This is a genomic window from Myroides albus, from assembly GCF_009711045.1.
In the GTDB taxonomy this organism is placed as follows: Bacteria; Bacteroidota; Bacteroidia; order Flavobacteriales; family Flavobacteriaceae; genus Flavobacterium; species Flavobacterium album_A.
The window spans coordinates 70,177-83,669 of the sequence record NZ_WMJX01000006.1 but is presented as its reverse complement, the minus strand read 5'-3'; the positions used below and the strand labels follow the sequence as shown (position 1 = coordinate 83,669).

Below are 13,493 nucleotides of genomic sequence, written 5' to 3'. Positions count from 1 at the left end.
ATAATTACTTTTAGATTAGAAATATAAATATTGCTATTAAAAGAAATTGTTATGGTATACAGTGAAATGCCAGACGCTAAACTTATAAAGTTATATGTTGACGGCGCGGAGAATGCTTTGGAAGTACTTATTAAAAGACACCAAGCGAAATTATATGGTTTCATTTTTTCAAAAGTATCAAACTCTGAACTTGCAGATGATATCTTTCAAGATACTTTTATTAAAGTCATCCATACTTTTAAATCAGGAAGATATAACGAAGAAGGTAAATTCCTTCCTTGGGTAATTCGAATTGCTCATAATCTTGTCATGGACCATTATAGGAGAGAGAAGAGGTCTCAAGTTGTCAATGACACAGATGAGTTTTCTTACTTTTCAATGATTAGAGATGAAGGCGATACGATTGAAAGTGTTTTAATAAAAGAACAAATTGAAAAAGATTTGAGCTCTTTAATCGATGAATTACCTGAAGATCAAAGACAAGTTGTTTTTATGAGAATTTATCAAGATTTAAGCTTCAAAGAAATTGCAGAACAGACTGATGTTAGTATTAATACTGCTTTAGGTCGAATGCGATATGCATTGCTCAATTTGAGAAAGTTAATCAATGAGAATAATATTATTTTGAGTGAACAATAATAAAGTGATGAGTTTTATCGTTTAGTATATAAACAATAAAACATTTTCGCTTATGAAAAACATCTACTATTCAAGAAAACAAGATGTTTTAATGCCGAAACAAAAGACAATTGATTTTATACTCAACTATTCAAAAAGTCTTAATAACTTAAGTTTAAATGGCATTAAAACAAATTGTTTAATTATTAACAATAGAAATTAAACAAAAAGCACCTAAGATTATTTTTTCTTAGGTGCTTTCTTTTTGTAGTAATCGTTAATCACCGTTTTTCTACCTATAACACTTGTAATTATATCTATTTCAAGGTTCCATGCACGGGCAGGACTATATTGACGACCATACCAAACAAGCTGTAGATGTAGTCTGTTCCATTTGTCTTTAGGAAATAATCTCTTAGCATCTTTTTCGGTTTGCTGTACACTTTTTCCGTTTGAGAAATTCCATCTATACATAAGTCTATGGATATGAGTATCTACAGGGAAGGCTGGTATATTAAAAGCTTGTGACATTACAACACTTGCTGTTTTATGTCCTACAGCTGGCAATGCTTCTAATGCTTCCATATCTGCAGGTACCTGTCCATCGTATTTTTCTACTAAGATTCTTGACAATCCATAAATTCCTTTGGATTTCATAGGAGATAGACCGCAAGGACGGATAATTTCTTTAATCTCTTCAACTGATAATTTAATCATATCAAAAGGATTATCAGCTTTTGCAAATAATATTGGTGTTATCTTGTTTACGCGTTCGTCAGTACATTGTGCAGATAGTAATACAGCAATTAAAAGAGTATACGGGTCTTTGTGATCTAATGGTACAGGGATTTCAGGATATATAGCATCTAAAGTATCAATAACGAATTGAACTTTTTCTTTTTTAGTCATAGTTTAAAAGCTTTAAGTTGCTAAGATATTTAATATTTTTAAATGAAAGAAGTTGAAGTCAGGAGTATTCTCAAAAGTCTATTTTACATAATATGTATTATCGTAATAATTGCAATTTAATTTTAACAGGTAGATTATGGTATAATTTGTAATGAATAATGCTAAATTTGATGAATTTAATTTAAAAACTCATGTTATACCTAATATTGAGTATCTTAGGAAGTGTTTCTGTAGGTATCTTATTCAAATTCAGCAAGAAGACAAATGCAAATATAATGCAAATGGTTTTACTAAATTATATTATAACTGTCTTGCTATCATATTTTAATTTTAATGTAGAACTTAATCAGCTTTCTTTAAATCTACCAATTTTAACTATTATTCTTTTAGGTTTATTATTGCCAACTATTTTTGTAGTTCAATACTTATCTATTTTTTATTCTGGTATAATACGAACTGATATAGCTCAAAGAATGTCATTGTTTATACCAATTCTTGCAGCAATTTTTATTTTTAAAGAACAGATTTCTACCCAGCGCTATATTGCTTTATTTATAGGATTGGCTTCTGTTTACTTAATATTGCAAAGACCTAATTCGGTTTCTGAAACATTGTCAGAAAATAAAAAGAATATTATTTTTCCTCTATTAACTTTTATAGGATTTGGAGTAATTGATATTTTATTTAAGCAGTTAGCACTTTATAGTGAAGTTCCTTATACAAGTTCTTTGTTTTATGTCTTCTTTAGCGCGTTAATACTCACTTTACTTTATTATTTTATTATTACTATTTACAAAAGAAATTCTTTGTTTACAGTGAATAAGAATACATTAGTATACGGTATTTTATTGGGAGTACTCAATTTTATCAATATCTTGTTCTATATGAAAGCACATCAAGTTTTCGCTCAAAGTCCTACTACTGTTTTTGCAGGGATGAACTTTGGAGTAATTATACTGGGAACGCTAATAGGTTATTTTGGGTTTAAAGAAAAACTATCAAAGCAAAACCTCATAGGTTTAGCATTGGTAATCGTATCAATATTAGTTATTTTGATCTAATTGAATTAATGTTTGAGTTTAATTATCATAAAAAAGCCCTAAGTTCATTACTTAGGGCTTTTTTATATTTACTTTTTACTATCTATTATTTTTTGAATAACTTCTGGATTAATTAATGTTGATACATCTCCAAATTCTTTAGTTTCTCCATTAGAAATAGAACGAAGTATTCTTCTCATAATCTTACCCGAACGCGTTTTAGGTAAACTCTCTACAAATTGGATTTTATCTAATTTAGCAATAGGTCCAATGTGACTTGAGATATACTGATTAATTTCTCTTGTTAAATTCTCTCTATCTCTGGTCTCCCCTTCTACTTTTAAAGTGATGAATCCATAAAGAGCATTTCCTTTTATATCATGTTTATATCCTACTACAGCACTTTCTGCAACAGCTGGATGTTCATTAATTGCATCTTCAATTGGTGCTGTACCTAAGTTGTGACCAGATACAATAACAACATCATCAGCACGTCCAGTGATTCTGTAATATCCAACTTCATCTCTTAATGCACCATCACCTGTGAAGTACTTTCCAGGGAATTTACTAAAGTAAGTTTCTTTATATCTTTCGTGATCTCCCCAAATAGTACGTGCCATCGAAGGCCATGGAAATTTAATACACAACGAGCCATCCACTTGATTATCTTCAATCTCATTTCTTTTCTCATCCATTAACACTGCTTGTATACCAGGTAGTGGCAAAGTTGCATAGGTAGGTTTTGTAGGTGTAATAAATGGCAGTGGAGATACTAAGATACTTCCTGTCTCTGTTTGCCACCACGTATCTACAATAGGACATCTTTTCTTTCCTACATGGTCATTATACCAGTGCCAAGCTTCCTCGTTAATTGGTTCTCCTACTGAACCTATAACTCTAAGACTTGAAAGATCATGAGAATTTACATAACTGTAATCTTCTGTCATTAATGAACGAATAGCCGTAGGTGCTGTATAGAACTGGGTTACTTTATATTTGTCTATAATATCCCAGAATCTACTTGGAGTTGGGTAAGAAGGAACTCCTTCAAACATCACTGTTGTTGCACCGTTTAGCAATGGTCCATAGATTATATATGAATGTCCTGTAATCCACCCACAGTCTGCTGTACACCAAAATATATCCTCATCTTTGTAATCAAAGATGTTTTTAAATGAATAAGCAGTTTGTACCATATATCCTGCTGTAGTGTGTACCATGCCTTTAGGCGATCCTGTAGATCCAGAAGTGTAAAGAATGAACAAAGGATCTTCTGCATCCATTACTTGTGCAACGTGATTAATTGATGCTTCTTCTAAAAGTGGTGCCAACCACATATCTCTACCCTCTTTAAAAGCTATTTCAGCTCCGGTTCTTTTTACTAAAAGAACTTTCTCTACACCTGGACAAGATTCTAAGGCTTCGTCTATAATTGGTTTTAAAGGTATCGTTTTACTACCTCTGTAGCTTCCATCTGAGGTGATTACGAATTTACATTCAGCGTCGTTAATACGCTTAGATACAGCAGAAGAAGAAAATCCTGCAAATATAACACTGTGTATAGCCCCAATACGAGCACAGGCTAACATAGAGATTGCCAACTCTGGAATCATCGGCAAATAGATACATACTCTATCTCCCTTTTTAACTCCTTGTTCTTTTAGAACATTGGCCATTTTACACACTCTATTATATAAGTCATTATAGGTGATCGTTTCAGATTGTTCTTCTGGATTATTAGGTTCGAATAGTATCGCTGGCTTCTCACCTCTTTTTGCTAAATGACGATCAATACAGTTTTTGACAATATTTAGCTTACCATTGACAAACCATTGAAATTTTGATTCTTCCATATCGAACTCAAATACTTTGTCCCATACTTGATACCAAACAAAGTTTTCTTCTGCTATTTTACCCCAAAATTTACGAGGTTCTCGTACGGATTTTTTATAGTGTTTAAAGTATTGTTCTAAATTCTCTATTTTATAATAACTCATATTTTAGTTGTGATTTTTTTATGTTATATTTTTTTAAGCTCCTAAATATATGATTTTAGTAATAAATAGCAAAAAGTCATACAATGTTTTTATTAATAAAAAACACTGTATGACTCTCTATTATTCATTTCTCACTAAAAATGAGCTACTTCTTTTTTGGCTATTTCAAACTCTGCAATAACATTCTTTACAATATCAGCAACAGGTTCGATTTTGTGAATTAATCCAGAGATCTGTCCGACTTCTAACTCCCCTTCTACTAAATCTCCTTCAAACATTCCCTTTTTAGCTCTTGCTCTGCCTAAGTATTCTTTTAATTCTTCAACAGTAGCACATCTTGCATATAATTCTTGTAACCCTGTATAAAACTCATTCTTGATTAAGCGTACAGGAGCAAGTTCTTTTAAAGTTAAAGTCGTATCTCCCTCTTGTACATTTAAGAGTAGATTCTTAAAGTTGTCATGTGCAGAACTCTCCTCGGATGCTATAAATCGCGTTCCCATCTGTACTCCATCTGCACCTAATATCATAGCAGCTAACATTCCTCTACCTGTAGCTATTCCACCTGCTGCAATTAAAGGGATATCAATCTTCTCTCGCACCATTGGGATTAATGTCAGTGTTGTAGTTTCTTCTCTACCGTTGTGACCTCCAGCCTCAAAGCCCTCTGCTACTACAGCGTCCACCCCGGCCTCTTGTGCTTTTAAAGCAAATTTAGAGGAGCTAACTACGTGTACCACAGTGATACCATGCTCTTTTAAGAAAGAAGTCCACGTTTTAGGATTACCTGCAGAAGTAAAAACGATCTTCACGCCTTCCTCTACAATAATGTCCATAATCTCCTGGATATTAGGATATAGCATAGGGACATTTACCCCAAAAGGTTTATCTGTAGCTTTCTTGCACTTTTGAATATGCTCTCGCAATACGTCTGGATACATAGACCCCGCGCCTATAAGTCCTAAACCACCTGCATTACTCACTGCACTGGCCAATTTATAGCCACTATTCCATATCATCCCCCCCTGTACAATAGGATACTGGATATTAAAAAGTTCTACTATTTTATTCTTCATTGTATTTTGGTTGATTATAGTTTCGAAATTACACCCGAACCGATAAGTTCGTCTTCGATATGCCAAGATACAAATTGTCCTTCTGTAATTGCAGATTGCGGTTGGTCAAAACGCACATACATCCCCTCTTTCACTTTGTGTAATGTTGCTTTTTGCAACGGTTGGCGATATCTTATACGTGCTAATATAGACATTGTTTCTCCTTCTTGCAATGCCAGATCTTCTCTAATCCAATGTATTTCCGATTCTTTTACAAATAATGCCTTGTGAAACAACCCTGGGTGATCGCTTCCTTGTCCAGTATAAATGATATTCTCTTTCACATCAGTACCTATAATAAACAAGGGTTCTGCTGTTCCTCCTACATTTAGCCCTTTACGTTGACCGATAGTAAAGAAGTGAGCTCCAAAGTGCTCTCCTACTTTTTTACCCATCTCAGGAGCATATACAATAGATTTAGCTTCATTATACAGCGTCTCTTCTAGAGATACAGCCTCAGCTTCTGCTTGTTCTTTATTGTAAATTGGTGAATCCTTTGCTATTTCATAGATAAGACCATCTTTTCTTTGCAACTGTTGTTGCAAGAACTCAGGTAATCTCACTTTTCCAATAAAACACAATCCTTGAGAATCTTTCTTATCAGCTGTGATTAAATTCATCTTGGCTGCTATCTCTCTGACCTCAGGCTTTAACAACTCCCCTACAGGAAATAATGCCTTAGCTAATTGCTCTTGTGATAACTGACATAAGAAATAAGATTGGTCTTTATTAGGATCTACTCCTGCTAATAATTTATACACTGTCTCTTGTGTACCATCATCTTTTGTTATCACTTGTTCATCCTTACGACAATAATGACCTGTAGCTACGTAGTCCGCTCCTAAGCTCAATGCAATTTTCATAAATACATCAAACTTAATCTCGCGATTACACAATACGTCTGGATTAGGGGTACGACCATTCTCATACTCCTTAAACATATAATCTACAATCTTCTCTTTATATTGTTCACTTAAGTCTACTGTTTGGAATGGAATTCCAAGCTTCTCAGCGACCATTAAAGCATCGTTGCTATCTTCTAACCATGGACATTCATTAGAAATTGTCACAGAATCATCGTGCCAGTTTTTCATGAAGAGCCCAATAACTTCATACCCTTGTTCTTTCAGTAAATAAGCTGCGACACTTGAGTCTACACCTCCCGAAAGACCTACTACTACTCTTTTCTTCATAATAAAAATATTGTGGCAAATTTACAAGAAATGCCGCAATACAAAAAGCTTTTGAATTTATCTTATCTTATAATTATGATTTAACTATAGATAAAATCTATTTTTCTTACTTAGTTTGTTTGCCCAGTAACTCTGACTGTGCTTTTGCTCTATTAACTCCTTCTACTAACTTTTGTAAGATATCTTCTTCATTAAAATATTTAATTGCTTGCTCTGTAGTCCCTCCCTTAGAAGATACTTTAGCAATCCAATCTTGTGTAGATAACGAGTTTGCCTCATACAAACCAAGAGCACCTGATATGGTTTGTTTTACTAATAACTCGGCTTGTGAAGGTTCAAAACCATAAGAAATTGCAGCTTGTATCATTGCTTCCATAAAATAAAATACATAAGCAGGACCACTACCTGATATAGCAGTTGCCGCATCTATTTTATGCTCTTCTAATACATAAACAGATTTACCAGTTGTATTTATCAAATTTTGTATAATGAACAACTCTTTTCTATCCAACTCTTCTGAAGCAGTAAACACAGTCATTCCTTTTCCTATTTGTGTTGGCAGATTTGGCATCGAGCGTACTATTTTAGTTACCAGTAAATCCTTTTTCAAGCGATCAATTGAGACTCCAGCCATTACCGAAACTATAATCTGATCTTGATGTATAAATTTTTTTAAATCATCAGCTAATGTAGAAAAGTCTTGGGGTTTTACTGCTAAAATTACAATATCACAAGTAGCGATACCACTATCCAATTCATATCGATAAGATAGTTTGTGAATATTTCTATTATCCTCTAAAACCTTTTTTGAACGTGTATAAATCAATACATCTGTTGGGTTAATAAACCTTGAGTTTATAAAACCATTGGCAAAAGTACTGCCCATGTTTCCCATTCCTACAATTGCAATTTTCATAAAAAAAAACACCTCTGAATTTGATCAGAGGTGTTAAAAATATTAAATATAATTGATTATTTCTTTTTGTTTTGTTGCTCTTTTAATTTTTGCTGTTCTTGAGCTTGTTCCATCATCTCTTGCATTTTACGTTGGAACCTTCCTTTTGGACGTTTTTTTGTTTTATTGTCTTCAATGATTGCTTTAATCTTGTCTTCTTTTACAATATGGTTTTTAATTACATACATAATACCAATTGTAATAGAGTTAGAAATAAAGTAGTATAAACTCAAACCAGATGCATAGTTATTAAAGAAGAATAACATCATAATTGGAGAAATATAAATCATCACCTTCATTAATTTCCCCATATCAGGCATACCTTCTTGTGTAGGTGCAGCCATTTGTTGATCTCCTGTAGTCATTTTCATATAAATAAAAATTGCAATCGAAGCCAATAATGGGAATAAACTTACGTGGTCACCATAAAAAGGAATACTAAATGGTAAATGCAATACCGAGTCATAAGATGATAAGTCATCTGCCCACAAGAATGATTTCTGTCTTAAATCAAATGCAGACGGAAAGAACTGGAATAAAGCATAGAAAATTGGAATCTGTAATATAGCAGGGATACATCCAGCCATTGGATTCACACCAGCTTTAGAATACAAAGCCATTGTCTCTTGCTGTTTCTTCATTGGGTCATTTTTGTATTTCTCATTCAACTCAGTAACTTCTGGGCGAATAGCTTTCATCTTAGCTTGAGACAAATACGATTTATATGTCAATGGAGAAATTAGCAATCTTACTAAAACAGTTAAAATAATAATTGCAATACCATATGGTAGGAAAGAACTTAATAATCCAAATACTGGAATAAATAAGAAACGGTTTAACCATCCAAAGATCCCCCAACCAAGTGGAACAATATTATCAAGATTTTTATCATAAGATTTTAAAATCTTGTAATCAGATGGTCCAAAGAACCAGTTCATATCATAGTTTAATTCCCCATTAGTATACTCTAAAGGCATTGTAGCAGCAAATGCTTTTGTAAACACAGTATCTACCTTCTCGTCATTTACTAAATTTTTAGAAACAAGATTAGCAGAAGTAAATGCTTTATCTGTTAATAATACAGAAGTAAAGAAGTGTTGTTTGTAAGCAACATAAGTTAAATCTTTAACTGTTTTCTCATCTAATTTACTTGTAGGACTTAAGTCATTGTCTTTACCTTTCTCATACTCGTAGTATAAACGGGTATATCTATTTTCATAAGAGATACTTTTCTCATTTCTAAATGACTTCAATTCCCAGTTTAATTGAGGAGTCTTGCTTAAATCAACTATCTTATTTAAACCTTGAGTACGGATTGAGAAGTCAATCATATAATCACTTGGTTTAAGCACATAGCGATATTCTAAGAATTGATTATCAGATGCTTTTAATTTCATTGATAATACTTGATTCTCTCCTTCTTTAGTTAATTCTGGTTCAAAGTATAAATCTTTTGTATTGAATACTCTGTTATCAGTTGTGTGAATCTCTAAGTTGAAATTAGAGTTGTTATCACTAATTAGAGATACAATCTCATCTGATGTTTTACTAAATCTCTTTTCGTCATTAACAATAACTTTACTTAAAGCTCCTCCTTTATTCTCTACTACAAGAGTTAGGAACTCACTTTTAAGTTCAGTATTTCCGCCTTGTGCAGAAGGTAACGTAGCACTGTATGCAAATTGGCCTAATGTTGCACGAAGAGATTCATTCATTAATGAATCGCTTTGAGTATGCGTAGAAATAGCAGTTTCAATTTTTTCAGACTCTGCCTTTGCTACAACTTCTTTTTGAGCTACTTCAGCATCTTTTTTAATAGATTCTTTCTCATTATTGATGTTGTTTAACATCATCCAAATAAGCAAACCAGCTATAATAATAAAGCCGACAATACTGTTACGATCTAATTTTTTTTCTTCCATTACTTAATTTGTAATTGATCAAATGATTTTTGTAATTATCTATCTAAAGAGCGAATTAAGAGTAGAATATTATTTCTTGTTCTCAATTGCTGCTTTCACAAAACTAACGAATAAAGGATGTGGTTTTGCCACAGTACTTTTGTATTCTGGGTGAAATTGTACACCAATAAAAAACGGGTGATTTTCTATCTCAACAACTTCTACTAATCCTGTTTCAGGATTCCATCCAGCTGCTGTCATACCACCTTTTTCGAATTCTTCTAAGTATTGGTTATTAAATTCATATCTATGACGGTGACGTTCGTTAATTAAACTCTCACCATAGATATTAAATACTTTAGAATCTTCTTTTAATTTACAATCCCATCCTCCAAGACGCATTGTACCTCCTTTATCTGTAATATTTTTTTGTTCTTCCATAAAAGTAATCACTGGATACTGAGTACTTTCATTCACTTCTGTAGTATTTGCTCCAGCAAATCCTAATACATTGCGAGCATATTCTATGACAGCCATCTGCATTCCCAAACAAATTCCCAAGAAAGGTATTTTATTTTCTCTAACAAATTTTACTGTCTCTATCTTTCCTTCAATTCCTCTTGAACCAAAACCAGGTGCTACTAATACAGCATCTAAGTTATTCAACTTTTCACTTACATTATTAGCATTGATATTATCAGATTGAATAGAAATAATATTCACTTTACTTTGGTTCTCTGCTCCACCGTGTACTAAAGCTTCTAAGATTGACTTATATGAATCTTGTAGTTCAACATACTTACCAACTAAACCAATATTTACTACGTGTTTTGGGTTTTTTAATCTATGTAAAAACTCATTCCACTTAATTAAATCAGGTGTAGTCTTCTCAGGTAGATCTAATTTCTTAAGTGCTACTTTATCTAAACCTTCTTGAAGCATTAAGTTTGGCACTTCATAAATGGTGTCTGCATCAATAGACTGGATAACTGCTTCAGGTTTTACGTTGCAAAATTGTGCTAATTTTTGACGTATTTCTGTAGTTAAGTTGTGCTCAGTACGACAAACAAGAATATCTGCTTTAATACCACTTTCCATCAGTGTTTTTACTGAGTGTTGAGTTGGTTTCGTTTTAAGTTCACCAGCTGCAGCCAAATAAGGCACTAATGTCAAGTGAACAACAATTGCATTATTGTCTCCTAATTCCCATAATAACTGACGTACAGACTCTATATAAGGTAGCGATTCAATATCTCCTACTGTACCACCAATCTCAGTAATTACGATATCGTAATCTCCTGATTTGCCTAAAAGCTGCATGCGTTCTTTAATCTCATTTGTAATATGAGGGACTACTTGTACAGTCTTACCTAAAAACTCACCTCTTCTCTCCTTCTCTATTACAGAAAGATATACACGCCCTGTTGTAACATTATTAGCCTGTGATGTAGGTACATTTAAGAATCTTTCATAATGCCCTAAATCTAAATCTGTCTCAGCTCCATCATCTGTAACAAAGCACTCCCCATGTTCATAAGGATTAAGTGTTCCTGGATCAACATTAATATATGGGTCAAACTTTTGAATAGTAGCCGAATACCCTCTCGCTTGTAATAGTTTAGCAAGGGACGCTGCAATAATTCCTTTACCTAGTGAAGATGTAACTCCTCCAGTAACAAAAATATACTTTGTTTGTTTCATTTAGATTTTAATTTGTTGTGTTGTTAAGAATAAAACGGGGCAAAAATACAACTTTTAGAACTATTCTTCTAATTTTAATAGACCTAAAAACAGCTTTAGTCAATAATAAAAGGCATTGTTAATGCTATTTTTAAATACAACTAAAACACGCAAAGTACTTATAAACTTTGAGTTTCAATGACTTTGAATACTATTAAGTCAATAATTTATCATTTTATTCACACTTTTTATCGAACTCATTCAATAGAATTAAAAGTCAAATTGAGTTTTAAATACAGATAAGAGATGTTGTGTCTTCTCTATTATTAATAATTAGAGGTTAAAAAAGTTTATTTTAAAGATAATCTTAAAAGCAAATATTATTCTGTATTATCACCACCGTGCCGAACTATTTTTGTTTTAATAGTCAATATGTAGAATATAATTTACTTTCTATTTTGATATTTGTCTTTAAATATGCGTTTTGAATAATAATATGGTTTGTTTTCAAAATGATATTTATGATTTTATGTGTTATATTGAATTTTTAATATTTAACTTTGCCCGCAAACAAATTAAATAATGAGCACTAATAATACAGTAAAAAGAGGATTAAAAGCAAGACACCTCTCAATGATAGCCATTGGAGGATGTATAGGTACAGGTTTATTTATGGCAAGTGGCGAAGCTATACGTTCAGCAGGACCTGGTGGAGCTTTGATAGCTTATGCTGCTATTGGCCTAATGGTTTACTTTTTAATGACCTCTTTAGGTGAGATGGCAACTTATCTACCAGTATCGGGTTCTTTTAGTACATATGCAGCCAGGTATGTGGATCCTTCACTTGGTTTTGCTTTAGGTTGGAACTATTGGTTCAACTGGGTTATTACTGTCGCTGTTGATGTATCTATCGCCGCCATTGTTATTTCGTATTGGGCACCGATGACCTTTATTCCTACTTGGGGATGGAGTCTAATCTTTTTTAGTATAATCGTATTATTAAATATGTTATCAGTAAAGGCTTATGGTGAGTCTGAATATTGGTTTTCCTTTGTTAAAGTAGTTACCGTTATTATCTTTTTAATAGTCGGATTATTGACAATCTTCGGTATAATGGGTGGTGAATATATTGGCTTTAAGAATTTTACTTTAGGAGAAGCTCCTTTATTAGGCGATGGCTTTTCAGGAAGATTTTTAAGCATATTAGGTGTTTTCTTAATCGCAGGATTCTCTTTTCAAGGTACTGAACTAATTGGAATTACAGCAGGTGAATCTGAAGATCCGGAGAAGAACATCCCTAAAGCAATCAAACAAGTCTTTTGGAGAATATTGATTTTCTATATTCTTGCCATCTTTGTTATAGGTTTGATAATCCCATATACAAGCCCACAACTATTAGGAGCAGATGTAAGTGAGATTGCAAAATCGCCATTTACATTGGTATTTGAAAAGGCACATTGGACTTTTGCAGCCGCTTTGATGAATGCAGTAATCCTTACTTCTATTTTATCAGCAGGCAATTCGGGAATGTACGCTTCAACTCGTATGCTATATGCAATGGGAAAAGACGGAATGGCTCATAAATCTTTTCAAGGAACAAATAAACACGGAGTACCAATCTTGGCCCTTGGTGCTACAGCGTTAGTTGTGTTGCTAATCTTCTTAGTGCAAGCTAATTTTGACAAAGCGGTAGATTATGTATTAGCAGCCTCTGGATTAACAGGGTTTATTGCATGGCTTGGTATTGCTCTTAGTCACTACCGTTTCCGCAGAGCTTATGTGAAGCAAGGAAAAGATATAAATAACCTTGTATACAAAGCTAAGTGGTTTCCCTTTGGTCCTATCTTGGCAGTGATCTTATGTATACTTGTTATCATAGGGCAAGATTCTAAACTTATTTTCGAAGGAGTATTTGATCTTGAAGGAATTATTATTACTTATATGGGTATTCCTTTCTTCTTATTCTTCTATTTGTATCATAAATTGAAATACAAAACGAAAATAGTTCCATTAAGTAAAGTTGATTTATCTAAGAAATAAGTAAAGGCTGTCCATGGACAGCCTCTTTTGTTCTATATTCCTTGT

At 33.0% G+C, this 13,493-nt stretch carries 10 protein-coding genes; 3 read left to right on the top strand and 7 right to left on the bottom strand.

All coding sequences use genetic code 11. The features are described 5' to 3' along the window. Positions 1-51: 51 nt before the first annotated feature. The gene (locus GJV76_RS04730; RefSeq protein WP_155091491.1) at positions 52-639 is read left to right on the top strand and encodes an RNA polymerase sigma factor; all 588 of its coding nucleotides are present in this window, start codon (positions 52-54) and stop codon (positions 637-639) included. A 219-nt stretch (positions 640-858) separates the two neighbouring features. Here GJV76_RS04730 and GJV76_RS04725 read toward each other — a convergent pair whose 3' ends face one another. Beyond that, positions 859-1,527: an endonuclease III domain-containing protein gene (locus GJV76_RS04725; RefSeq protein WP_155091490.1), complete on the bottom strand. Its 669-nt coding sequence runs from the start codon at positions 1,525-1,527 to the stop codon at positions 859-861. A gap of 191 nt (positions 1,528-1,718) precedes the next feature. Here GJV76_RS04725 and GJV76_RS04720 point away from each other — a divergent pair, with 191 nt between their 5' ends. Further along, positions 1,719-2,588: an EamA/RhaT family transporter gene (locus GJV76_RS04720; RefSeq protein WP_155091489.1), complete on the top strand. Its 870-nt coding sequence runs from the start codon at positions 1,719-1,721 to the stop codon at positions 2,586-2,588. A gap of 68 nt (positions 2,589-2,656) precedes the next feature. On the opposite strand, the gene acs is transcribed toward GJV76_RS04720, so the two are convergent. The 6 genes from acs to GJV76_RS04690 all read right to left on the bottom strand — a co-directional run bounded on the left by acs (position 2,657) and on the right by GJV76_RS04690 (position 11,429). Continuing rightward, positions 2,657-4,564 (bottom strand): acetate--CoA ligase, encoded by a 1,908-nt coding sequence (gene acs / locus GJV76_RS04715; protein ID WP_155091488.1) that lies wholly within the window; start codon positions 4,562-4,564, stop codon positions 2,657-2,659. Positions 4,565-4,698: 134 nt separating this feature from the next. Beyond that, positions 4,699-5,655, bottom strand: coding sequence for an NAD(P)H-dependent flavin oxidoreductase (locus tag GJV76_RS04710; protein WP_258204735.1), 957 nt, complete (start codon positions 5,653-5,655; stop codon positions 4,699-4,701). Beyond that, positions 5,655-6,872 (bottom strand): tRNA 2-thiouridine(34) synthase MnmA, encoded by a 1,218-nt coding sequence (gene mnmA / locus GJV76_RS04705; protein ID WP_155091486.1) that lies wholly within the window; start codon positions 6,870-6,872, stop codon positions 5,655-5,657. The genes GJV76_RS04710 and mnmA overlap by 1 nt, the downstream gene beginning before the upstream one ends. A 106-nt stretch (positions 6,873-6,978) precedes the next feature. Further along, the gene (gene proC, locus GJV76_RS04700; RefSeq protein WP_155091485.1) at positions 6,979-7,788 is read right to left on the bottom strand and encodes a pyrroline-5-carboxylate reductase; all 810 of its coding nucleotides are present in this window, start codon (positions 7,786-7,788) and stop codon (positions 6,979-6,981) included. Between the two features lie 56 nt (positions 7,789-7,844). Further along, complete coding sequence (gene yidC, locus GJV76_RS04695; RefSeq protein ID WP_155091484.1) at positions 7,845-9,749, bottom strand: membrane protein insertase YidC; 1,905 nt, start codon at positions 9,747-9,749, stop codon at positions 7,845-7,847. Between the two features lie 69 nt (positions 9,750-9,818). Further along, complete coding sequence (locus tag GJV76_RS04690; protein ID WP_155091483.1) at positions 9,819-11,429, bottom strand: CTP synthase; 1,611 nt, start codon at positions 11,427-11,429, stop codon at positions 9,819-9,821. A gap of 561 nt (positions 11,430-11,990) precedes the next feature. Between GJV76_RS04690 and GJV76_RS04685 the strand changes: the two genes are divergently transcribed. Then, the gene (locus GJV76_RS04685; protein WP_208103218.1) at positions 11,991-13,448 is read left to right on the top strand and encodes an amino acid permease; all 1,458 of its coding nucleotides are present in this window, start codon (positions 11,991-11,993) and stop codon (positions 13,446-13,448) included. Positions 13,449-13,493: the final 45 nt, after the last annotated feature.